Annotated in this window: 20 protein-coding genes; 13 read left to right on the plus strand and 7 right to left on the minus strand. The window is 69.9% G+C overall.

Annotated elements, in window-relative coordinates:
- From AC3WQY_RS03300 to AC3WQY_RS03340, 9 genes are all read left to right on the plus strand, one after another.
- The coding region (locus AC3WQY_RS03300) for a hypothetical protein (RefSeq protein ID WP_492705774.1) at nt 1-261 on the plus strand (261 nt) is incomplete at its 5' end.
- Nucleotides 258-1,544 carry a nitrous oxide reductase family maturation protein NosD gene (locus AC3WQY_RS03305; RefSeq protein ID WP_492705776.1) on the plus strand — a complete coding sequence of 429 codons (1,287 nt, stop codon included), beginning with the start codon at nt 258-260 and terminating at the stop codon, nt 1,542-1,544. The genes AC3WQY_RS03300 and AC3WQY_RS03305, both read left to right, overlap by 4 nt.
- The gene (locus tag AC3WQY_RS03310) at nt 1,519-2,460 is read left to right on the plus strand and encodes an ABC transporter ATP-binding protein (RefSeq protein WP_492705778.1); all 942 of its coding nucleotides are present in this window, start codon (nt 1,519-1,521) and stop codon (nt 2,458-2,460) included. The genes AC3WQY_RS03305 and AC3WQY_RS03310 overlap by 26 nt, the downstream gene beginning before the upstream one ends.
- Nucleotides 2,457-3,278 carry an ABC transporter permease gene (locus AC3WQY_RS03315; RefSeq protein ID WP_285234208.1) on the plus strand — a complete coding sequence of 274 codons (822 nt, stop codon included), beginning with the start codon at nt 2,457-2,459 and terminating at the stop codon, nt 3,276-3,278. The genes AC3WQY_RS03310 and AC3WQY_RS03315 overlap by 4 nt, the downstream gene beginning before the upstream one ends.
- Entirely contained in the window at nt 3,275-3,808 is a 534-nt protein-coding gene (locus tag AC3WQY_RS03320) for a nitrous oxide reductase accessory protein NosL (protein WP_492705780.1), read from the plus strand. Before AC3WQY_RS03315 ends, AC3WQY_RS03320 begins: the two co-directional genes overlap by 4 nt.
- Nucleotides 3,809-3,822: 14 nt before the next feature.
- On the plus strand, nt 3,823-4,413 hold the full coding sequence (locus tag AC3WQY_RS03325) for a nitrous oxide reductase accessory protein NosL (protein WP_492705782.1): 591 nt from the start codon (nt 3,823-3,825) through the stop codon (nt 4,411-4,413).
- Nucleotides 4,414-4,459: 46 nt separating this feature from the next.
- Nucleotides 4,460-5,578 carry a sensor histidine kinase gene (locus tag AC3WQY_RS03330; protein ID WP_285234210.1) on the plus strand — a complete coding sequence of 373 codons (1,119 nt, stop codon included), beginning with the start codon at nt 4,460-4,462 and terminating at the stop codon, nt 5,576-5,578.
- Complete coding sequence (locus AC3WQY_RS03335) at nt 5,575-6,363, plus strand: LytR/AlgR family response regulator transcription factor (protein ID WP_285234212.1); 789 nt, start codon at nt 5,575-5,577, stop codon at nt 6,361-6,363. Before AC3WQY_RS03330 ends, AC3WQY_RS03335 begins: the two co-directional genes overlap by 4 nt.
- Nucleotides 6,360-7,070 carry a head GIN domain-containing protein gene (locus AC3WQY_RS03340; protein ID WP_492705785.1) on the plus strand — a complete coding sequence of 237 codons (711 nt, stop codon included), beginning with the start codon at nt 6,360-6,362 and terminating at the stop codon, nt 7,068-7,070. The genes AC3WQY_RS03335 and AC3WQY_RS03340 overlap by 4 nt, the downstream gene beginning before the upstream one ends.
- A gap of 13 nt (nt 7,071-7,083) precedes the next feature.
- Here AC3WQY_RS03340 and AC3WQY_RS03345 read toward each other — a convergent pair whose 3' ends face one another.
- Nucleotides 7,084-8,106: a GGDEF domain-containing protein gene (locus AC3WQY_RS03345; RefSeq protein ID WP_492705787.1), complete on the minus strand. Its 1,023-nt coding sequence runs from the start codon at nt 8,104-8,106 to the stop codon at nt 7,084-7,086.
- A gap of 29 nt (nt 8,107-8,135) precedes the next feature.
- On the opposite strand from AC3WQY_RS03345, the gene recQ reads away from it, so the two are divergent.
- Nucleotides 8,136-10,013 (plus strand): DNA helicase RecQ, encoded by a 1,878-nt coding sequence (gene recQ, locus AC3WQY_RS03350; RefSeq protein ID WP_492705789.1) that lies wholly within the window; start codon nt 8,136-8,138, stop codon nt 10,011-10,013.
- 81 nt (nt 10,014-10,094) lie between these two features.
- On the opposite strand, the gene AC3WQY_RS03355 is transcribed toward recQ, so the two are convergent.
- Complete coding sequence (locus AC3WQY_RS03355; RefSeq protein WP_285234218.1) at nt 10,095-10,364, minus strand: hypothetical protein; 270 nt, start codon at nt 10,362-10,364, stop codon at nt 10,095-10,097.
- 157 nt (nt 10,365-10,521) lie between these two features.
- Between AC3WQY_RS03355 and AC3WQY_RS03360 the strand changes: the two genes are divergently transcribed.
- From AC3WQY_RS03360 to amrS, 3 genes are read left to right on the plus strand one after another with little or no spacing between them, the layout of a single operon-like run.
- The gene (locus tag AC3WQY_RS03360; protein ID WP_492705792.1) at nt 10,522-12,210 is read left to right on the plus strand and encodes a DUF885 domain-containing protein; all 1,689 of its coding nucleotides are present in this window, start codon (nt 10,522-10,524) and stop codon (nt 12,208-12,210) included.
- 54 nt (nt 12,211-12,264) lie between these two features.
- On the plus strand, nt 12,265-13,605 hold the full coding sequence (gene amrB, locus AC3WQY_RS03365; RefSeq protein ID WP_492705794.1) for an AmmeMemoRadiSam system protein B: 1,341 nt from the start codon (nt 12,265-12,267) through the stop codon (nt 13,603-13,605).
- Nucleotides 13,602-14,675: an AmmeMemoRadiSam system radical SAM enzyme gene (gene amrS / locus AC3WQY_RS03370; protein ID WP_492705796.1), complete on the plus strand. Its 1,074-nt coding sequence runs from the start codon at nt 13,602-13,604 to the stop codon at nt 14,673-14,675. Before amrB ends, amrS begins: the two co-directional genes overlap by 4 nt.
- Nucleotides 14,676-14,930: 255 nt before the next feature.
- On the opposite strand, the gene AC3WQY_RS03375 is transcribed toward amrS, so the two are convergent.
- The 5 genes from AC3WQY_RS03375 to AC3WQY_RS03395 form a co-directional block, all read right to left on the minus strand.
- Nucleotides 14,931-15,107: a hypothetical protein gene (locus tag AC3WQY_RS03375; protein WP_285234224.1), complete on the minus strand. Its 177-nt coding sequence runs from the start codon at nt 15,105-15,107 to the stop codon at nt 14,931-14,933.
- 131 nt (nt 15,108-15,238) lie between these two features.
- Nucleotides 15,239-17,236 carry a putative bifunctional diguanylate cyclase/phosphodiesterase gene (locus AC3WQY_RS03380; RefSeq protein ID WP_492705799.1) on the minus strand — a complete coding sequence of 666 codons (1,998 nt, stop codon included), beginning with the start codon at nt 17,234-17,236 and terminating at the stop codon, nt 15,239-15,241.
- Nucleotides 17,237-17,349: 113 nt separating this feature from the next.
- Entirely contained in the window at nt 17,350-19,353 is a 2,004-nt protein-coding gene (locus AC3WQY_RS03385) for a hypothetical protein (RefSeq protein WP_492705801.1), read from the minus strand.
- Complete coding sequence (locus AC3WQY_RS03390) at nt 19,350-20,576, minus strand: hypothetical protein (RefSeq protein ID WP_492705803.1); 1,227 nt, start codon at nt 20,574-20,576, stop codon at nt 19,350-19,352. Before AC3WQY_RS03390 ends, AC3WQY_RS03385 begins: the two co-directional genes overlap by 4 nt.
- A gap of 45 nt (nt 20,577-20,621) precedes the next feature.
- The gene (locus AC3WQY_RS03395; RefSeq protein ID WP_492705805.1) at nt 20,622-22,595 is read right to left on the minus strand and encodes an alpha/beta hydrolase family protein; all 1,974 of its coding nucleotides are present in this window, start codon (nt 22,593-22,595) and stop codon (nt 20,622-20,624) included.
- Between the last annotated feature and the right edge of the window lie 6 nt (nt 22,596-22,601).

A 22,601-nucleotide genomic window follows, 5' to 3' on the forward strand; every position in this document is an offset into this window, starting at 1 on the left:
GTGGCGGCCAGCCTGGCCTGGCTGCTGGCCGCCAGCGGCCGGCTCTCCTCGGCCGCCATCATCGGCTGGTGGTTTGGCTGGAGCGTCTACGAGGTGCTGATACGCATGAGCGGCCGCCGCTATGTGAAGGACGGCCCCTGGTGGCGCGCCAACTACCGCGTGGCCGGCTGGATGGACATGGCGAGCTATGTGGGTTTCAAGAACCTGCTGATCGGCGCCACCCTGTTCCTGACGCTGAAGTCGCTGGGGATGCTGGGATGAGATGGTGGGCCTGCCTCTTGATGGCGGTGCTGCTGGGGTCAGCCCAGGCCGCCACCCTGCGCGTGCAGCCGGGCGAATCGGTGCAGGCCGCGATCGCGCGCGCCGCGCCCGGCGATGTGATCGAGATCGAACGCGGCCGCTATGCCGAGAACCTGCTGGTGGACAAGCCGCTGACCCTGCGCGGCCTGAATCGTGGTGAGGGGCGCCCCACCATCAGCGGCGGCATGAAGGGCGACACCATCCGCGTCACCGCCCCCGACGTCGTGATCGAGGGCCTGCTGGTGCGCGACTCGGGCGACAGCCTGAAGGATCAGAACGCCGGCATCTACATCCGCCCCGGCGCGCACCGCGCCGTGGTGCGGCACTGCGAGCTCAGCTACAACCTGTTCGGGCTCTGGATCGAGAAGGCCAACGAGGTGCTGATCGAGGCCAACGTCATCACCGGCAAGCGCGAGTACAACAGCTCGCAGCGCGGCAACGGCATCCAGCTCTACAACACCGAGGGCGCGCGCATCCTCGCCAACCACATCGGCTTCGTGCGCGACGCGCTCTATGTGGACGTCTCGCACCATGCGGTGTTCAAGGGCAACCGCCTGCACCACAGCCGCTACGGCACGCATTACATGAACTCCTACTACAACCTGTGGGAGGACAACGACAGCTACCAGAACCGCGGCGGCCTGGCGTTGATGGAGGCGCGCAACCAGATCGTTCGCCACAACCGCACCTGGGGCAACAGCGACCACGGCATCATGCTGCGCACCCTGCAGGACTCGGTGGTGGAAGACAACGTCATCGCCGGCAATGCGCGCGGCTTCTTCATCTACGACGTCGAGTACGTCACCCTGCGCGGCAACCTGGTGGTGGACAACCAGGTGGGCGTGCACCTGGCCGCCGGCTCCACGCGCAATGTGGTGGAGGGCAATGACTTCGTCGCCAACCGCGAGCAGGTGCGCTATGTGGGCGCACGCGACGAGCGCTGGGGCGGCCGCCCCGGCGAGAAGGACAAGGGCAACCACTGGAGCAACTACCTGGGCTGGGACCGCGATGGCGACGGCATCGGCGACCTGCCCTACGAGGCCAACGACATGGTGGACCGCCTGCAATGGCGCCACCCCGAGATGAAGCTGCTGCTGGGCAGCCCCGCGGTGCAGGCCCTGCGCCTGGTGGGCCGGCAGTTCCCGGTGCTGCGCGTGCCCAGCGTGGTGGACGACGCGCCCCGCATGGCCCCGGCCAACAAGACATGGAGCACTTGGCGTGACAAGCGATTCAACAACCATTGATGGCGACGCTGCCATCCGCCTGCGCGGCGTCAGCAAGCGCTACGGCGCGCTGACAGCGGTGGACGGCGTGGACCTCGCCGTGCCGCGCGGCCAGTTGCTGGGCCTGATCGGCCACAACGGCGCCGGCAAGAGCACCTTGTTCAAGATGATGCTGGGGCTGATCCGGCCCAGCGCCGGCCAGATCCTGGTGAACGGCAGCGATGTGGGCGGGCGCGACTTCCGCGCCGCGCGCCGCAGCATCGGCTACCTGCCCGAGAACCTGGTGCTGTACGACAACCTCACGGCGCTCGAGACCCTGCAGTTCTTCGCCAAGCTGAAGGGCGCACCCGCCGCGCAATGCGCGCCCCTGCTGGAGCAGGTGGGCCTGGCTGGCGCGGCCCAGCGCGCGGTGCGCGAGTTTTCCAAGGGCATGCGCCAGCGCCTGGGTTTTGCCCAGGCCTTGCTGGGCGCGCCGCGCGTGCTGTTCCTCGACGAGCCCACCACCGGCCTGGACCCCAGCGCGATCCGCGAGTTCTATGCGGTGCTGAACGGCCTGCGCGCCCAGGGCGTGACCCTGGTGATCACCTCGCACATCCTGGCCGAGCTGCAGGAGCGCGTGGACCGCCTGGCCATCATGGCCAACGGCCGCGTCCAGGCCCAGGGCAGCGTGAGCGAGCTGCGCGAGCAGCTGCAGCTGCCGCTGCAGGTCTCGCTGGCCGCGGCGCCGGCCGAGCATCCGGCCCTGCGCGAGGGCCTGCGCCCGCTGGGCAGCCTGCAATTCCGCGAGGCCGAGGGGCTCTTACGCTTCAGCTGCCCGCGCCCGGCCAAGATGGCGCTGCTGGGCGCGCTCGCGCCGCTGGCCGCGCGCCTGCAGGATGTGCAGATCCATGAACCCACGCTGGAAGACATGTTCTTCGGCCTGCGGGAGGCCCCATGAGCCTGGAACTTCGACAAGTACTGACGCTGGCGGGCAAGGAATTCCGCGACCGCCTGCGCAACCGCTGGGTGCTGGCGGTAGCGCTGGTGTTCACGGTGTTCTCGCTCGTCATCACCTATTTCGGCGGCGCCAGCCAGGGCCAGGTGGGGCCACGCTCGATCGAGTTCACGATTGCCAGCCTGGTCAGCCTGGTGATCTATCTGGTGCCCCTGATCGCCCTGCTGCTGGGCTTCGACGCGGTGGTGGGCGAGCGCGAGCGCGGCTCGCTGGACCTGCTGCTGGCCCTGCCCATCACCCGGCTGGAGCTGCTGCTGGGCAAGTACCTGGGCCTGGCCGCGGCGCTCACGCTCTCCACCCTGGCCGGCTTCGCCCTGGTGGCGGTGCTGCTGTACCAGCAGTTCAGCTGGGCCGGGCTCTACCACTACCTGGGCTTTGTGCTGAGCTCGGCGCTGCTGGGCCTGGCCTTCCTGAGCCTGGCACTGCTGCTCTCGGTGCTGGCGCGCGACCGCACGCGCGCCTCGGGCCTGGCGATCGCGCTGTGGTTCGGCTTCGTGCTGGTGTTCGACCTGCTGCTCTTGGGCCTGCTGGTGGCCAGCGGTGGCGCCTATGGTGGCGAGGCGCTGGCCTATGTGCTGCTGCTCAACCCGGCCGATCTGTACCGCATCCTGAATGTGTTTTCGCTCGACGAGGTGCGCAGCCTCTACGGCCTGGCCAGCATCGTGCCGCCCGCGCTGGCCAACCCCTGGCTGATGGGCGCGGCCATGCTGGGCTGGATCCTCGGCCCGCTGGCGCTGGCTTCCTGGAGATTCAAGGTATGACGACACCGACGATGATGATGAACCGCCGCCTGCTGCTCGCCGGCGGTGCCGCCACCTTGCTACTGGCCGCCTGCGGCAAGCCCGCCGAGGCGCCCCTGGTGGCGGCCGAGATCGAGCCCGCGAGCACCTGCGACCTGGACGGCATGCTGCTGGCCGACTACGCGGGCCCCAAGGCGCAGATCCACTACGCCGGCGAAAGCAAGCCGACCTGGTACTGCGACACGGTGGAAATGTTCTCGGTGCTGCTCAGACCCGAGCAGGTCAAGACGGTGCGCGCGGTGTTCACGCAAGACATGGCCCTGGCCGACTGGGAGCAACCGCGCGGCCATTGGTTCGACGCGCGCAGCGGCTTCTATGTGCATGGCAGCAAGCGCCATGGCTCGATGGGCCCGACGCTTGCCAGCTTCCGCGACGAGGCCGCCGCCAAGGCCTTCGCGGCCCAGCATGGCGGGCGGGTGCTGCGCTTCGCCGAGGTCAAGCCCGAGCTGGTGGACCTGAGCGGCGGCGCCCTGCACGACAGCCGCATGTAAGAGGCTGTGAGGCAATGGCGATCTCGCGTCGATCCCTGCTGACCTGGCTGGGCAGCGCCGCCAGCGCCGGCCTGCTGGGCAGCGCCGCACCGAGGGCCGAGCATGCGGCGCATGCGGGCATGGGCGAGGTCTGCTTCCAGGCCCCGCCCACGCCCTACGACCCGGCCTCGGGCCTGGGCCCGGCGGCGGCGCGCGCCCTGCCCGAGCGGGCGCGCTGCCCGGTCTGCGGCATGTTTCCGGCGCGCGCCCCGGCCTGGGCCGCGCAGCTGATCTTTGCCGACGGCGACGCCTACTTCTTCGATTCGCCCGACAGCCTGCTGCGCTATCTGCAGGCGCCTGCGCGCTATACGCCCGGGCGCCAGGCCGGCGAGGTGCTGGCCGCCTATGTGCGCGACATGGCCAGCGGCGCCTGGCTGGCGGCGCAGGCCGCCATCTATGTGCAGGGCTCGGCGCTGCTGGGGCCGATGCGCACGCCCAATCTGCCTGCCTTTGCCGATGCCGCCGCGGCCCGGCGTTTCATCGCCGAGCGGCGTGGCGAGTTGCAGACATGGGCCCGGCTGTGCCCCCAGCAATCTGGCATTTGGCGCCCCCAGGCCCGCACTTGATCTCCGCGGCCCCGCGGCGGGCCCGGCGCTTGCCTAAGATGCGCCCATGCGCTCCGGCCCCATCATTCCCTCCAAGCAGCCCGCCTTGCCGCCCGCCGGCAGCCAGCGCAAGCTCTGGCTGGGCTATACCGGTGCCTGCCTGCTGACCTGGCTGCTGTTCGTGCTGGCCGGCACCGAGCTGCAGCGCGGCACCTGGGAACTCTGGGAGGCGGTCTACCAGGCCACCACCTCGCTGTGGGCGCCGATGCTGCTGGGCGCGGCGGTCTATCCGGTGGCGGCCTGGCTGCAGCGCAAGTCCTGGCCCTCTGCGGCCCAGCTGGCCTGCCATGCGGGCGCCGCCATCGTCTTCAGCGAGGCCTGGCTGGCCGGCAATGTGCTGCTGGCCTGGGGCCTGTTCGGCCTCGAGCATGCCGAGGCCATGCTGGAGCAGAACCTGGTGTGGCGCCTGATCTGGGGCGTGCTGGTCTACGCCGCCCTGGCCACCGGTTTCGTCTCGGTGCTGAATGCCCGCCAGGCGCGCGCCAGCGCGGTGGCCGCGGCCCAGGCCGAATCGGCGCTGGCACGCGCCGAGCTGGCCGCCATCAGCGGCAAGCTGAATCCGCATTTCCTCTTCAACACGCTCAACTCGCTGATCGCGCTGACGCGCAAGGATGCCAAGGCGGCCGAGCAGGGCCTGCTGCGCTTCTCCGGCATGCTGCGCTATGTACTGGCCAGCAAACGCGAGGCCAGCGACCGCGTGGCGCTGCAGGAGGAGATCGACTTCGTGCGCGACTACCTGGCCCTGGAGGCGCTGCGCCTGGGCCAGCGCCTGCGCGTGGAATGGCAGCTCGACACCCAGACCCTGGGCGACGACATCCCGCCGCTGACCCTGCAGCCGCTGGTGGAGAACTGCATCCTGCACGGCATCGCCCCGCGCGCCGAGGGCGGCTGCATCAGCATCAGCGCGCGCCGCGACGCCCTCACCCAGGGCCTGGCCCTGACCGTGCAGGACGACGGCGCCGGCTGCGACCCCGCCCTGCTGGAGCAGCCCCGCCCCGGCCGCGGCATCGGCCTGAGCGCATTGAAGCGCCGCTTTGCGCTGGACTTTGAGGGCCGTGCCCGGCTGCGCGTGCACACCGCACCCGGCCAGGGCTTTCGCGTCGACCTGTGGATACCCCAGACATGAAACGTACCCGTACCCTGATCGCCGAAGACGAACCGCTGGCCGCCGAGGCCCTGGCCGCCTGGGTGGCCGAGCTGCCGCAGCTGGAGCTGGTGGCGAGCTGCAGCAGCGGCGACAGCGCGCTGGCGCAGATCCGCGCGCTCAAGCCCGAGCTGGTCTTCATGGACATCAACATGCCCGGCATGACCGGCCTGCAGGTGCTGCGCGCGCTCGCCGCCGAGCGTGCCAGCGGCAGCCTGACGGGGCCGGCACCGGCGGTGATCTTCACCACCGCCTACGACGAGCATGCGCTGGCCGCCTTCGAGCTGCATGCGCTGGACTATCTGCTCAAGCCTTATGCGCAGGAGCGTTTCCAGGAAGCCGTGGAGCACGCGCTGCAGGCGCTGGGCAGCCAGCTCCCTCAGGCTCAGCAAGCGCTGCCCGCGCTGGAGGCGCTGACGCAGGAAGACCAGGATCAGACGCCGCTGACGCGCATCCTGGTGCGCGACCAGGGCAAGATCTTCCCGCTGCAAGTGGAGGCGATCGAGTACCTGCGCTCCGACACCAAGTACACCGCGGTGGCCAGCAAGGGGCGCCAGTTCTTGGTGCGCCTGCCCATCACCAGCTTCGAGCAGCGCCTGGACGCCAGCCGCTTCATCAAGCTGCAGCGCGGCTGCATCGTCAACCTGGACTTCGTCGAATCGATGACGCCCGACGAGAGCTCACAGCTGGTGGTGCAGATGCAGGATGGCGCCCGCTTCACCGCCAGCCGTGAGGTTTCCAAGCGCCTGCGGGAGCAATCGATATGAGCATCGCGATGCGCAGCACCCTGGTCGTCGGCGGCCTCTGCTGCTGCCTGGCGGCAGCCGCCCAGGCCAACGAGGGCAAGCTCTACACGCCCGGCCCCTTCGAGAAGATCGCCATCGGCGGCGCCGCCGATGTCAAGCTGGTGCAGGGCAACGAGGACCAGGTCTTCATCGCCGGCGATGCCGATGTGCAGAAGGGCGTGCGGGTCTCGCTGGAGGACAACATCCTCACGGTGCAGAGCAGGGAGGGCTGGAAGTTCTGGACCTCCAGCCGGCTGCAGATCTCCGTCACCGCGCGCAAGCTCTCCGGCATCAGCCTGGCGGGCGCGGCCAATCTGCAGGCGCCCGGGCCGCTGGCCGCCGAGAAATTGGTGGTGAAGCTGGCGGGCACCGGCCAGGCGCGGCTGGACGACGTGACCGCCGACAGCCTGCAGTTCAGCATGGCCGGCGCCGGCGAGGCCCAGGCCAGCGGCCGGGTGCGCGAGCTGAGCCTGCATGTGGCCGGCAAGGGCCGGCTGCAGGCCGAGAACCTGCAATGCCAGCAGGCCAATGTGACCATCAGCGGCCTCGGCAATGCCACGCTGTGGGTGCAGGAGGAGTTGCGCATCAAGATCGCCGGCGCCGGCTTCATCGACTACTGGGGCCGCCCGACCGTCAGGCCCAGCGTGGCCGGCACCTCCAGCATCAAGGGCCTGGGCGACAAGCGCTAGCGCGGATGTTTCGCTAGGTTTTCCGCCCGGCATGCTTTTGCCGGTACATGAGGCGGTCCGCCTCGGCCAGCAGCTCGGCGGCGCCGGCATGGCGCGCGGCGTCGAAGTCGGCGCAGCCCACGCTGTACTGCAGCGCATAGAGCTGCCCCGGCTGGGCATTGTGGGCCGCCACCGCGAAGGCCAGCCGGTCCAGCGCCGCGTCGCGCTCCAGATGCGCCGCATTCGTCAGCAGCACCGCGAACTCGTCGCCGCCCAGGCGCGCCACCACATCGGACTCGCGGAAGGTGCGGCGCAGCAGCGCGGCGAAATCGATCAGGGCGCGGTCGCCCTCGGCATGGCCGAACTCGTCATTGATCTGCTTGAAGCGATCGAGGTCGAAGAACAGCAGCGAGGCCGACCGCTGCAGGCGCCGGCACATGCCCAGCGAATGCCGCGCCAGCGCCTCGAAACCGCGCCGGTTGGTAAGGCCGGTGAGCTCGTCCAGCGTGGCGATCTGCAGGATCGCCAGCTCATGCTCCACCATCAGGGCCAGGTCGCGCAGCAGGGCCTCGTCATCGGCGTCAAAGGGATGGGGCTGGGTATCGATCAGGCACAGGCTGCCCATGCGCTTGCCGTTCGGTGCGCGTAGCGGCTGGCCGGCATAGAAGTGGATGAAGGGCTCACCGGTCACCAGCGGGTTGCCGGCAAAGCGCGCGTCCGCATGGGCGTTGGGTACCAGCAGCAGCTGGTCGCTGAGGATGGCATGGCCGCAAAACGAGAGCGGGCGCGGCAGCTCGGCGAGCTCCAGGCCCTGCACGGACTTGTGCCATTGGCGCTCGGCATCGATCAGGGTGATGGCCACGATGGGCACGCCGAACAGGCGCTTGGCCAGGCGCGTGAAGCGGTCGAAACGCTCCTCGGGCGGGGTGTCGAGAATGCGCAGCGCCTGCAGCGTGGCGAGGCGCTCGGCCTCGTCGTCGGGGATGGGCGGCGGCGTGAAATCGCGACCCGTCGGCCGACTCATTTGGGCGCGCCAGGCATCGGCTTTCTCGGTCACGCGCAATCTCCTCGACAATCGCGGGCTCTATGAGCCAGCACGCCGACCATCATCACGCCCCCTCCGACATCCTGCAAGAGGTGTTTGGCTATGCCGCCTTCCGGGGCGCCCAGGGCGAGATCGTCGAGCATGTCACCCATGGTGGGGACGCGCTGGTGCTGATGCCCACCGGCGGCGGCAAGAGCCTGTGCTACCAGATCCCGGCCATCGCCCGCCACCGCGCGCGCCAGGGCGTGAGCATCGTGGTGAGCCCGCTGATCGCGCTGATGCACGACCAGGTGGGTGCGCTGGAAGAGGCCGGCGTGCATGCCGCCTTCCTCAACTCCACGCTCAGCAGCGAGGAGGCCGCGCATGTGGAGCGCGAGATGATGAGCGGCCGACTGGTGATGCTCTACGCCGCGCCCGAGCGCATCACCAACCCGCGCTTCCTGGCCCAGCTGGATTCGCTGCGCGAGCGCGGCCTGCTGAGCCTGTTCGCGATCGACGAGGCGCATTGCGTCAGCCAATGGGGGCATGACTTCCGCAGCGAGTACCTGGCGCTGTCGCTGCTGCACGAGCGCTTCCCCGAGGTGCCGCGCATCGCGCTCACCGCCACCGCCGACGACATCACGCGCGCCGACATCATCGAGCGCCTCAAGCTCGAAGACGCGCGCATCTTCATCTCCAGCTTCGACCGGCCCAACATCCGCTACGCCATCGTCGAGAAGGACAAGCCGCGCGATCAGCTGCTGCGCTTCATCCACGACGAGCATGAGGATGAGGCCGGCGTCGTCTACTGCCAGAGCCGCAAGAAGGTGGAGGAAACCGCCGCCTGGCTGGAGGGCGAGGGCATCAAGGCCCTGCCCTATCACGCCGGGCTCGATGCTGGCGTGCGCCAGCGCCACCAGGACCGCTTCCTGCGCGAGGACGGCATCGTGATGGTGGCCACCATCGCCTTCGGCATGGGCATCGACAAGCCCGACGTGCGCTTCGTCGCCCACCTGGACCTGCCCAAGAACATCGAGAGCTATTACCAGGAGACCGGCCGCGCCGGACGCGATGGCGCGCCGGCCGATGCCTGGATGGCCTATGGCCTGGCCGATGTGGTGAACCAGCGCCGCATGATCGACGAAAGCCCCGCCAGCGAGGACTTCAAGAAGGTGCAGCGCGGCAAGCTCGATGCCCTGCTGGCCCTGGCCGAGGCCACCGACTGCCGGCGCGTGCGCCTGCTGGGCTATTTCGGCGAGCACAGCAAGCCCTGCGGCAACTGCGACAACTGCCTGCACCCGCCCGCCACCTGGGACGGCACCGAGGCCGCGCGCAAGGCGCTCTCCTGCATCTACCGCTTCCACCAGAACGGCGGCCAGCGCTTTGGCGTGGGCCATCTGCTGGACGTGCTGCGCGGCAAGGAGACCGACAAGGTCAAGCAATACGGCCACCAGCACCTGAGCACCTGGGCCATCGGCGCCGACCTCTCCGAGCAGCAATGGCGCGCGGTGCTGCGCCAGCTGGTGGCGCTGGGCCATGTGGTGGCCGAGGGCGAGTACAACACCCTGGCCTTGAGCGAAACGGCGCGCGCCGTGCTGAAGGGCGAGGTGCAGCTGCTGTTGCGCGTGCCCACGGTGGCGCCCAAGAAGGGCAAGCTCTCGCGCACGGCCCGGCCCACCACCCAAAAGGGCGGCAAAGGCGAGGCGATTGACCTGGACGACGAGGCCCAGCAGCGCTTCGGCCAGCTCAAGGCCTGGCGCGCCGAGGTTGCGAAGGAACACGGCCTGCCGGCCTATGTGATCTTCCAGAACGTCACCCTGGCCGAGATGGCCAAGCAGCATCCGCGCAGCCTGGACGAGCTGGCCCGTGTCAGCGGCGTGGGCGCCAAGAAGCTGGAGGCCTATGGCAGCGAGATCCTGCGCGTGCTGGGCACGGACTGAAATGAAAAAGCCCGGCCGGGGCCGGGCTTGGTGCGAGCGAAGAAAACCTTGCTCTGACTGAGACAGCGTGGCCGCCAGGCCTCAGCAGAGCGTCTGCGCGACACAGGCCGGCTGGGCCGACGCCAGCTGCACGCCATGGTTCAGGCTGCGGCCCTCGATCACCACGCGCGGCAGCTGCGCCACTTGCTCGTTAGGCTGCAGGCGCTTGCCCTCGATGATGACGCGCTCGAGCTTGACGATTTCCTGCTTCGGCGCCTGCGCCGCTTCGGTCTGGTGCGTGAACGCCGCCGAGATGGCCAGGGCGGAAACGATGCCGAAGAAAAATGCCTTGTAGCTGGTGCTGTTCATCATGATGGGCTCCTTGGGTTGGCTGTGTCAGTGATTGCAGTTTCGTCAAAGGCCGGCCGCGGCTCCAGGCCCAGGCGACGGAGCTGCAGAGCCAGCGGCTGAACTGCGCTTGCGGGCGATGAACGCGCAGCGGGCAGGCCAGCTGATGGACACTCGAGCCATGCCGATCCAAGCCCTGCACGCCCTGTTCGACGCCACCTGGCAGCGCGACATGGCCGAGAACCCCCTGCTCGCCAGCTACTACGGCGAGACCGCCTACAACCATCTCTGGCCGGACCTGAGCCCGGCCGCCGAGGCGCGCGCCCATGCCGCCAATGCGGACGCCCTGGCCCGGCTGCGCGCCCTGCCACGCAGCGCCCTGCCGGCCGAGGAGCAGCTCAACCACGCGCTGTTCGAGCACCTGCTGCAGGCGCGGCTGGCCTTGCAGCCCCTGCACCCCGAGGCCTACAGCATCACCGCGCGCGACGGCCCGCAATCGCTCAACGAGCTGAGCGAGCTGATGCCGCTGGGCAGCCCGGCCGAGGTCGAGGTCTGGCTGCAGCGCCTGCAGGGCCTGCCGGACTACCTGGCCCAGTTCGAGGCGCTGCTCGCACGCAGCGCCCGCGACGGCCGCACCCAGCCGCGCCTGCTGATGGAGCGGGTGCTGCCACAGCTCGCGATGCAGCTGGTCGACGAGCCGACGCAAAGCCCCTTCTACGCCGCCTTCGGGCAGCTGCCGGCAACGATGCCGGGCGTGCCGGCGCTGCAGGCGCGGGCACGCGCGCTGATCGCCGATCGGATCGTGCCGGCCTACCGGCGCTTCGAGGCCTTTTTCCGCAGCCGCTACCTGCCCGCCTGCCGCGACAGCGTGGGCATCTGGGACACCCCCGACGGCCTGGCCTATTACCAGAACCGCATCGAGCACCACACCAGCACCACGCTGACGGCCGCCGAGATCCACGCCATCGGCCTGGCCGAGGTGGCCAGGCTGCATGGCGAGATGCAGCAGGTGATGGACCAGCTGGGCTTCCAGGGCAGCAAGGCCGAGTTCTTTGCCAAGCTGCGCAGCGACCCGCAGTTCTATTACGACACGCCCGAGGCCTTGTTTGCCGCCTATGTGATGGCGGCCAAGCGCATCGAGCCCGAGCTGCCGCGCCTGTTCGGCAAGCTGCCGCGCAGCCCCTACGGCGTACGCGCCATCCCCGCCACCAGCGCGCCCAATACCACCGCCGCCTATTACAGCGGCCCCTCGGTGGACGGCACGCGCGCCGGCTATTACTACGTCAACCTCTACCGGCCCGAGATGCGGCCCCGCTACGAGATCGAGGTGCTGACCGCCCACGAGGCCGTGCCCGGCCATCATCTGCAGATCGCGCTGGCCCAGGAGCAGCAGGACCTGCCCAAGTTCCGCCGCTTTGCCGACATCAACGCCTATGTCGAAGGCTGGGCGCTCTATGCCGAGCGGCTGGGCTATGAGCTGGGGCTCTACCAGGACCCGTACGCGCGCTTCGGCCAGTTGACCTACGACATGTGGCGCGCGGTGCGCCTGGTGGTGGACACCGGCCTGCACGCGATGCGCTGGACGCGCGCGCAGGCCATCGACTACTTCCGCGCCAACGCCGCCAAGACCGAGGTCGACATCGTCAACGAGATCGACCGCTATATCGGCTGGCCGGGGCAGGCGCTCTCCTACAAGATCGGCCAGCTGCGCATGCTGGCCCTGCGCGCCAAGGCCGAGGCGGCGCTGGGGCCGCGCTTCGATGTGCGCGGCTATCACGACCTCATCCTCGCCGGCGGCGCCCTGCCGCTGGACATGCTGGAAGCCCGGCTGGACCAGTGGATCGCGGCGCAGCGCGAAGCCGCCTCTTGAGATTCGGCCCGGCGGCACGCATATTCGGGCATCGCCCGCTGTACGAGGCCTGCCATGCTTGCTGCCACCCGCCCCGCTGCCGTCGCCGGCAGCTTCTACCCGGCCCACCCCGAGGCGCTGGTGCGCGAGCTGGGCAGCTATCTGGATGCGGTGCCACCCGCGCAGGAGGCGCGGCCGCCCAAGCTGCTGGTCGTGCCGCATGCGGGCTATCGCTATTCCGGCCCGGTGGCCGCCCATGCCTATGCGCTGCTGCGGCCCTGGCGCGGGCAGATCCGGCGCGTCGTGCTGCTGGGCCCGGCACACCGGGTGGCGCTGCGCGGCCTGGGCCTGCCCGGGGCGCAGCGCTTTGCCACCCCGCTGGGCGAGCTGGCCGTGGACCAGGCCGCGGTCGCGCAGCTGAGCGCCCTGCCCCAGCTGTGCCGCGATGCCGACGCCCATGCCTTCGAGCATTCGCTGGAGGTGCAGCTGCCCTTCCTGCAGCAGCTGCTGGGCGACTTCAGCCTGGTGCCCCTGGTGGTGGGCCAGGCCAGCGCGGCCGAGGTGGCCGAAGCCCTGGAGTTGCTGTGGGGCGGCGACGAGACCCTGATCGTGATCAGCTCCGACCTCTCGCATTACCTGCCCTATGCCCAGGCGCGGGCCATCGACGGCGACACCGTGCGGCAGTTGCTGGCGCTGCAACAGGCGCCCACGCATGAGCAGGCCTGCGGCGCCACGCCCCTGGCCGGCGCCATGCTGGCGGCGCGCGCCCATGGCCTGGCCGGGCGCCTGCTGGACCTGCGCAACTCCGGCGACACGGCGGGCGACAAGAGCCGCGTGGTCGGCTATGCGGCGCTGGCCTTTGCCACGCCCGGCGAACTGGGCCAGGCCCTGCTGGCGCGTGCGCGCAATGCGATCGCCGGCGCACTGGGCCTGCCGCTGCGCGCCGAGCCCTGGCACCCGCGCCTGGAGCAGCCCGGTGCCTGCTTCGTCACCCTGCATGCCCAGGGCAGGCTGCGCGGCTGCATCGGCACGCTGGAGGCCGACGAGCTGCTGAAGGACGTGCTGCCGACCCGGGCGCGCGCCGCGGCCTTCGAGGACCCGCGTTTCGCGCCGCTGACAGCGCAGGAGTGGCCGCAGCTGGAGATCGAGGTATCGCTGCTCGGCCCGGCCGAGCCGCTGCCGGTGCGCAGCCTGGAGGAGGCCTGCGCAGAGCTGCGCCCGGGCATCGACGGGCTGGTGCTCGGCTGGCACGGACGGCGCGCCACCTTCCTGCCGCAGGTGTGGGCGCAGCTGCCGCTGCCGCTGGACTTCCTGCGCGCGCTGCGCCAGAAGGCCGGCCTGGCCGCCGACTTCTGGGCCGAGGACCTGCAGCTGGCGCGCTACCAGGTGCAGAGCTTCAGCGAGGTGCAGCCATGAGCAACTATCCGGCGCGCTGGTGGCATGGCCTGGACGACGGCCGCATCCAATGCGACCTCTGCCCGCGTGAATGCAAGCTGCACGAGGGCCAGCGAGGCCTGTGCTTCGTGCGCGAGCGCCAGGGCGGGCAGATGCTGCTCTCCACCTATGGCCGCAGCTCGGGCTTTTGCGTCGACCCGATCGAGAAGAAGCCGCTGAACCATTTCTACCCGGGCAGCAGCGTGTTCTCCTTCGGCACCGCCGGCTGCAACCTGGCCTGCAAGTTCTGCCAGAACTGGGACATCTCCAAGAGCCATGAGATGGACCGCCTGATGGATGCCGCCGCGCCCGAGCGCATTGCCATGGCCGCCCAGGAGCTGGGCTGCCGCAGCGTGGCCTTCACCTACAACGACCCGGTCATCTTTGCCGAGTATGCGATCGACACCGCCGAGGCCTGCCATGCGCTGGGCCTGCAGGCGGTGGCGGTGACGGCGGGCTATATCAGTGCCGCGCCGAGGCGCGAGTTCTATGCCTGCATGGACGCGGCCAATGTCGATCTGAAGGGCTTCAGCGAAGACTTCTACTTCAAGCAGACCGGCGCGCACCTGGCCCCGGTGCTGGAGACGCTGCGCTACATCCGCCACGAGACCGACTGCTGGCTGGAGATCACCACCCTGCTGATTCCCGGGCTGAACGACAGCGATGCCGAGTTGCGGGCCCTCTCGGCCTGGGTGGCGCGCGAGCTGGGGCCCGAGGTGCCGCTGCATTTCAGCGCCTTTCACCCGGACTACAAGCTCGACAAGCTGCCGGCCACGCCGCTGGCCACGCTGCAACGCGCCCGGCAGATTGCGCAGGGCGAGGGCCTGCGGCATGTCTACACCGGCAATGTGCACGACACCGAGGGCGGCAGTACCCAATGCACGAACTGCGGCGAATGCCTGATCACGCGCGACTGGTACGAGATCGGCAGCTACCGCCTCGACGCCGCCGGCCGCTGCCCGGGCTGCGGCACGGCGCTGGCCGGGCGCTTCGCGGCACAGGCGGGCCACTTCGGGCGGCGCCGCATTCCGGTGCAGCTGAGGGCCTGTTAACACGACGCCGATGGGCCGCGAAGGCTCGCCTCAGCGGGCCAAGCTAGGCGCAGCGCGCCGCCCGCACTCGCGTGCGGGCCAGCGTTGCAACGACGCGTGGCCCGCTGAGACGAGCCTTCCCGCAGGGTTGTGGCCAGAAAGGCCGCAGGCCGCGTTGCAAATCCTCGCCGGGTGAGCCAACCCGGCTGCGGTTTGCGCCTTGCCTGCGGCCTTTCTGGCCGACAATGCGACCCATCGGCGTCGCGTTAACAGGCCCTAACTCGGCTTGAGCGGGCTGGCGCCTGCAGCCTTGGCCTGCGAGAACAGCGCGTCGTGCTGCGTCACCGCATGGCTCGCATAAGGATCCGTCTGGTCCGCCAGCAGCAGGCCGGTCATCACGGCGCTGGCCACAGCGAGCACGGCGGTCATGAGGGTCTTGGCGGCTGCGTTCATGGTGGACTCCTTGGAGTTCCGGGCTTGTTGACGATGCCTGCAGTTTCGTCAGCCGGGCGCGCGCGGGCCAGGGGCAGGCGACGAATCGCCAGCAGCGTGGCGCGAATTGCGGTCTGCCGGGGCGAATGGGATCAGGCGGCCGGCGGCCAGACCGGCAGGCGCTCGGTGACGCTGGCCACCGCGGCCGGCCGGGCATAGAAATAGCCCTGCTGCTGCGCGCAGCCCAGCTCCAGCAGCACCTCGCGCTGCGCTTCGGTCTCGACGCCCTCGGCCACCACGCCAATGCCCAGCGCCTGCGCCAGGCCCAGGATGGCCTGTACCAGGGCGCGGTCGTCGGCGCTGACCGGCAGGTCGTGCACAAAGCTGCGGTCGATCTTGAGCTTGGCCGGGCGCAGCAGCTTCAGGTAGGAGAGCGAGGAATAGCCGGTGCCGAAATCGTCCACCGAGAGCGCCACGCCCAGGGCGCGCAGCCGCGCCATGGTCTGCATCGACAGGTCGCTGTCGCTCATCAGGGTGCTTTCGGTCAGCTCGATGCTCAGTTCGCCGGGCAGCACGCCATGGCGGCGCATCGCGTCGGCCACCTGCTCGGGCAGGCGCTGGTCGCGGAACTGCAGGGCCGAGAGGTTGATGGCCAGATTGCCCGGGTGGCGGCCGGCGGCCTTCCACTCGGCCAGCTGGGCGCAGGCCACCTCCACCGTCCAGCGCCCCAAGGCCTGGATCTGGCCCGACTCCTCGGCCAGGGTGATGAAGCTGCCCGGCATCAGCAGGCCACGCTGCGGATGCTGCCAGCGCATCAGGCCCTCCACCCCGCAGACCCGGCCCGAGCCGGCGTCGATGATGGGCTGGTAATGCAGCTCCAGCTGTTGCTCGGCCAGCGCGGCCACCAGCTCGCGCTCCAGCGCCAGCCTGGCCATCGCATTCGCATCCATGTCCTGCTGGAAGAAGCTGTAGCGCGAACGGCCCTGCTGCTTGGCGCGGTACATGGCCAGGTCGGCGTGGCGCACCAGGGTGTCGAAGTCCTCGCCATCGCGCGGGAACATGGCGATGCCGATGCTGGCCGAGACGCTCGCCGTGCCCAGCCCCTCGGGCAGCTGCAGCGGCGCATTCAGGGTGGAGATGAGGCGCTGGGCGGCATGCGCGACCACGTCGCTGGGCGAGGCCTCGCGCATCAGCAGCAGGAATTCGTCGCCGCTGACACGGCAGGCCAGGTCCGATTCGCGCACCGTGTGGCGCAGACGCTCGCTGGCGGCCAGCAGCATGTTGTCGCCGGCGGCATGGCCCAGCGAGTCATTGATGGCCTTGAAGCGGTCCAGGTCGACGAACAGCAGGGCCAGGCTGGAGCCATCGCGCTTGGCCACCGCCGCCTCATGCTGGAAGACCTCGCGGAACAGGGTGCGGTTCGGCAGGCCGGTGAGATGGTCGTACATGGCCATCTGGTGCAGCTGGGCGTTCTTGCCCTCCAGGTCGGCGATCAGGGTGTCGATGCGGTCGCCCACCTCGTTGAGGTGTTCGCCCAGCTGGCCCAGCTCGTCGCGCCGGTTCCAGGGCAGGCGCACCACCGCTTCGCGCTGGGCGATCGCGCTGGCCTGCTGCTTGAGCCGGTCGATCGGCCGCACCAGGCGCAGATAGAGCACCAGCAGCATCACCGTCACGCCCATCACGACCTGCAGGCCGACGATCAGCGCGATCTGCTCGCGCCCGCCGGCCAGGGTGTGCTCCAGCGCGGCATCGTCGAAGCGCACGCTCAGCGAGCCCAGCACCTGGTTGTCGCGCCGCACCGCCGCCACCAGGGTCACGGTGGGCCAGTCCGGGCTGCATTTCTTGAACAACAGGTTGGGCGCGCCGGGGCGCTCCTCGCTCAGCTCGACGCCGCAAACGCTGGCGTCCGACAGCAGCTGCTCGAGCGCGCGCTGCACCGCCTGGCTGTCGACGGTCCAGAGCGGCTCGGCCAGGCCGTTCGCGGCCAGGGTCAGCACGGCCGAGCGCTGGCCCTCCAGCAGGGGCTCCAGGCTGCGCCGCACCAGCGACTCGCTGAAGGCCAGCAGGAGCAGCGCCGGCACCGCGATCCCCACCACCACGGCGAGCAGCACGACGCTGCGCAAGGACAAGGAAGGCTTGGGCAATTTCATCAGCAGCAGACGCTCACGACATCGCCCCGGGCAGGAGCACTTTGCATTGGCTGTGCCTGATTGTGCACCTTGATCTCACGCCATGAGCACAGGGCAAGGCCTGACCCCTGCGGCTAGCGCCGCAGGCCCGTGCCGCCGTCCCGCAGCTGCTGGGCGCGCACGCGGCGCGCCGTTTCGCTGCCACGCTGCTGCGCATGCTCGGCCTCGATGAGGCGCTCGCGCGCGCTCAGCGCGCGCGGCTGGCCGGCGGCGATGGCGGCCTGGTCGAGGTTCTGCCCCCAGCTCAGGCCGGGTTGGAGCGCCAGCGGCGGCGCCAGCGCATCGGCGAAGCCGGGCGCCAACCAGGGCATCAGCTGTTCCAGCACCAGGGCCACGCGCGGCCGCAGGGCCGCCTCGCCGATGCGGCCGCGTTGGCCCCATTGCACGATCAGCTCGGCGCTGCTGCCACCGCTGGGCAAGGCCGGGGTGATGGCGAAGTCGCGCAGCACGCCATAGCGCAGCTGCATCATCGCCTCCTCGGCCAGCATGGCCGGGTCCTCGGCCGAGACCGTGGCGCCCTCGGGCATGGAATAGTTGTAATCGTCGTTGACGCGGTCCTGGCTGAAGAAGCGCACGATGTCCGCCGGCTGGTAGGCGATCTGCGCCGCCGTCGCCTTCACGCCAAAGAACTGCACGCGGCCCAGCGCCACCATTTCCTGCGAGTAGAAGGGCAGGCGCTGCGCCAGATCCTTGGCAGTGGTGAGCGCGGGGCTGGCCTGCCAGACACGCAGATCGCCGCTCAGCAGCGCATGCAGGCGCGGCGGCACGGCGTCGCCGGCATGGCTGAGCTCGTGGTACAGCAGCGGGCCCAGGGCATAGACCAGGGCGCCGGGCTCGCGCGTGCCGCGCTCGGCCACCGGATAGATGCCGGCGGCGTACTGGTTGTTGCGCACATAGCGCCAGGGTGCGGCGTAGTGCAGCTCGGCGCCATAGTCGCTGCGCGGGTCGGGGGTTTCGCTGAGGGTGTCGCGCTGCTCGGGGCTGCTCCAGAGGTTGGCGGCGTCCAGGTAGATGGCGCCGGTGGCGCTCCAGTAGAACGAGGGCCGCACGCGCCCACCGATCACCACCGCCGTGGTGGCGTTGAGCAGGCGCCGGAAATCGCCTTGCGTGTCCTGGGTGCGCAGGAAATTCTCGAAGGCCTCGCCCATCCAGTCGTTGGAGACCAGCACGCGCTGCATCACCTGTGCCACCGTGGGCAGCTCGCCGCGCGTCTCCTGCCCCAGCAAGGGCAGGCGCCCCAGCGTGCAGGTGTTGCTGTTGCTGAGGCTGGGTGCGTAGACGCAGTCCTGCAGCGCCTGCGCATGCGGGCTGCTGCCCAGGTAGGGGTAGACGCGCGAGACCGGATCGCTGGCCTTGAACAGGGCGTCGCTGCCGGCCTGGTGCGGCGGCGCCTGCACCAGCAGCCGGAAGTCCTGGCTGAGCGTGCGGCCGCTCGCCAGCGTGGCGGTGGCGCGCAGGCGCAGCAGGCTGTCGCGGCTGACCGCCGGCGCCGTCAGCAGCACGCGCCAGCCCTCGCTTTCCTTCAGGGTGGTGGCCGGCCCATCGACCACGCTCCATTGCAGCCGGGCGCCATCGCGCTCGGCCTGGCTCAGCCCGGGCGCCCAGGCGCGCAGCGACAGCGCCCCCTGGCCATAGGTCGAGGGCTCGCCGCGCAGCACCAGGCCGGGCTCGCTGGCGGCCGCCACGCTGAACTCGGCCGAGCCGCTGCGCAGCACGCCGGCCTCGTCGCGGAAGCTCAGGTCGAAGCGGTAGTTGCCGGGCTCGGCGGGCTCCAGCGTGAGGGCCTGCGAGCGCGCCGACAGCGGCTTGAGCGCCGGGCCGGCGCTCTGGGTCCAGCGCAGCTCGGTGAAGATCGCCGTGCCGCAGGACAACAGGCTCAGCTCGGTGTTGCGCCCGGTGAGCGCGGCGCTGGGCAGCTCCAGGCGCGCCACCGAGCCGCTCAGGCATTGCGCGCCCAGCGCCGGCTCGGCAACGGGCGCCGGTGCGCCGGCATCGCCGCCACCACCACCGCCGCCGCAACCGGCCAGCACCAGCAGGCCGGCCGCGAGCGCGCGCACCGCAACGGCCCGCGCGCTCATGCCTCCACCACCCGCGCCGGGAAGGCGCCCAGGTCGTCCTCGCGCAGGCCCAGGTAGATGGGTTCGCCGTCGCGCCGGTGGATATTGATCTTGGCGTTGTAGACGCGGTGCGCCAGGCCATGCTTGTCGGTGAGCTCGAACTCGCTGATGCCGAACTCGTCGCCCGCCTCGCCGCGCCGGCCGGTCAGGTAGCAGGCGATCTCGTCGATCGCCGAGCCGCCCAGCGCCAGGCCGTTGAGCTTCTGCAGCGGCTCGCGCGTGCGCTCGACAAAGGCGACGCTGTCGATCAGCGCCGGCGCCGCGCCGGGCTGCTGCTCGCGCATCATGGTGCGGAACTTGCCCAGCAGGATCTGGCCCGGCAGGGCGCGCTCGATCATGCGCGCCAGCTCGATCGTGACCTGGCCGACCAAATAGCTGAACGAGGTCGGGTTCAGCCCTTCGCTCTGGTAGAACTCGTAATGCGAGCCGACGTGGAAGCAGGCGCGCAGCAGCGGCACCGCGCTGGGCCGCGCGGCGCGTTCGCGTGCCAGCGCGTTGTCGGCCAGGATGAACTGCATGAGCTGGTAGAGCTCCACATTGGCGGCGATGCCGCGGCGCCGATTCCAGATGTAGAAGCCGTCGCCGGTGGTGGTGCGCGCGAAGTTGATATTGATCTCGCGGTCCAGCAGCTTGGCGTAGGCGGCGTTCACCGAGCAGGACAGGCTGCCCAGCTGCACCACCTGCTCCAGCGGCGTGAGCAGCGAGAAGCCCACCGCGTCGAGCAGGATCACCGCGCGGTCTTCCACCAGGCGGATGCCGTAACGCTCGACGATGGCCGCCACCAGGGGCAGGCCCAGGCCGCGCGCCGGCGCGAAGGGCAGCGCGATCGGCTGGGGCTGCAGGCCCAGCTCGGCCGCGATGCGCTCGAACTCGGCCGCCTCCAGATGCTCCTGGTGCGCCAGCAAGCCCTCCAGCAAGGCGGCACGGCGATCCTTCTCGGCCGCATCGCCGGCGCCCTGCGCGAACTCGGTCAGCAAGGTGTGCGGCGCCACCAGCACCGCCAGGCCCTGCTCGCTCGGGGTCCAGGCATAGAGCAGGTTCTGGCCCAGGCACCAGCGCTCGTAAAGGGCCTGGTCCAGCAGCACGATATGGCGCCGCACCTCGGCCTCCGACACACCCGCCGGCAGGGGATAGGCCATGAAGCCGTCCAGCCACGATTTGCGCTGTGGGCGCTCTGGATTCATCGCTGCTCCGTCATTTTCAATGCCCGCATCATCCAATAAACCGCCTCAGGGTGCAGCCCCGAGATGGCGGGCCAGGAAGCGCTCCACCCGGCCCCAGAAGTCCTGCTGGGTCTTGAGCTCGCGCCAGCCATGGCCCTCGTGGTCGTAGACCACCCATTCGAGTTCCTGATCCTTGGGCATGGCGTCACGGAAGGCCAGGCCATGCTTGAGCGGCACGCGGCGGTCCTCGGCACCATAGGCCATCAGCAGCGGGCGCTTGAGTTCGGCCGCACGCTGCAGCGGCGAGGTGGCGCGCAGCTGCTCGGCATCCTTGTCGCGGTCGCCCACCAGCACGGGCATGCCATAGCCCTTCCACTCGCCACCCAGATCGCTCCAGTGGATGCTGTAGAGCAGCTCGATGTCGGTCACGCCGACCCAGTTGATGCCGCAGCGGTAGAGCTCGGGCTGCTTGATGAGGCCCATCAGGGTGGCATAGCCGCCATAGCTGGCGCCGGCGATGCAGACACGCTTGGGGTCGACCAGGCCCTGCTTGACGGCCCAGCCCAGCGCGTCGGCCACATCGTCCTGCATCGCCAGGCCCCATTGCTTCCAGCCGGCCTTGAAATGCGCCTGGCCATAGCCGGTGCTGCCGCGGAACTCGGGCTCGATCACCACATAACCGCGCGAGGCGAGGAACTGCGCCATCGGCTCCCAGGGCCAATGCGTGCCGCGCACATAGGGTCCGCCATGCACCAGCAGCACCGCGGGCCGCGCCGCCTGCGCCCGATCGGCCGGCTGGGTCAGCAGCACGGGCAGCTCCAGGCCGTCGCGGGCCTGGATGCGCACCATGTCGCGCCGCCCCATCTCGGCCGGCTTGATCCAGGGCATCGAAGCGGCCAGGGCCTGCAGTTCTCCGCTCGCCGGCATATAGAGGTAGAAGTTTGCGGGGCGCTGGTCCGAGTAGGCCGAGACCACCAGGCGCGAGGCCGTCAGGCAGCGATTGCAGTGGATGCGGTTGATGGTACCGGGCAGCTTGGCATCGATGGCCGCCTGCCATTGCTTGAGCTGCGGATGCAGCCACACGCTGCCGGGTGCATCGTTCTCGTAATGCACGCCCAGCAGCTGCCTGGCCTGCTTGTCGTAGACCAGGCTGCCCCTGAAGTCGTAGCCCTGTAGCGAGACCAGCGGCTGCGCTTCGCGCTGCAGGGTCTTGCGATCGAGGCGGTAGAGCGCATCGAAGCCGCTGCGATTGTTGGCCACCAGGGTCTGGCCATCGGGGCCGAACCAATAGGGCATATCGAAACTCTGGCGGTAGTTGTCGCCCTCCTGCCAAAGCTGCCAGCGCCCCTCGGCATCGCGCAGATAGGAGGCATAGCGCCCCTGCTGCGCCGTGGTGAGCGCGGCCGGTCGGCCCTCGGTATCCAGCACCCAGCCGGTCACATGGCTGGGCGCGCCGGTGGCGAGGCTCGTGAGCTTGCCGGTGAGGGTATCCAGGCGCGCCAGGCCCAGGCCGACGGACTCGGGCTCGTTCGACCAGCGCTGGCGCACCACGAACACATCGCTGCTGCCGTCGTCGGCCACGCTGTGGAACTGCCAGTTGCGATCCAGGCGTCGATCGGTGATCTGCGATGCTTCCTTGATGAACTGGCTGACCGATTTGATGAGCGGCCGCAAGTCGCTGCCGTCGCGATTCACCGCCCACAGGCCCGGGTCGATCTGCGGGCTCGTGCCGTTCTGCGCCACGCTGATGCTCAGCACCAGGCGCTGGTCGTTGACCCAGTGATGGCTGTGCACATCGGCATTGCTGAAGCCGGCCACCACCTTGGCTTCGGTGAGCGCCACCAGATCGATCACCGCCAGACGTACCACGCCGTCGCCGCCCGCCACCTGCACCGCCAGGTGGCGGCCATCGGGCGAGAGCTTGGGCGCCGCGATCTGCGGCTTGCGAAAGAAGTCTTCCAGCGGCGGCGCCGCAGCGACCGCACCGCCAAGAAAAAATGAAAGGGCCGCGACAAGGCGGCCCAGCTGGATTCCCCACATATCCCC

The organism is Roseateles sp. FW301-B2 (genome assembly GCF_058788955.1).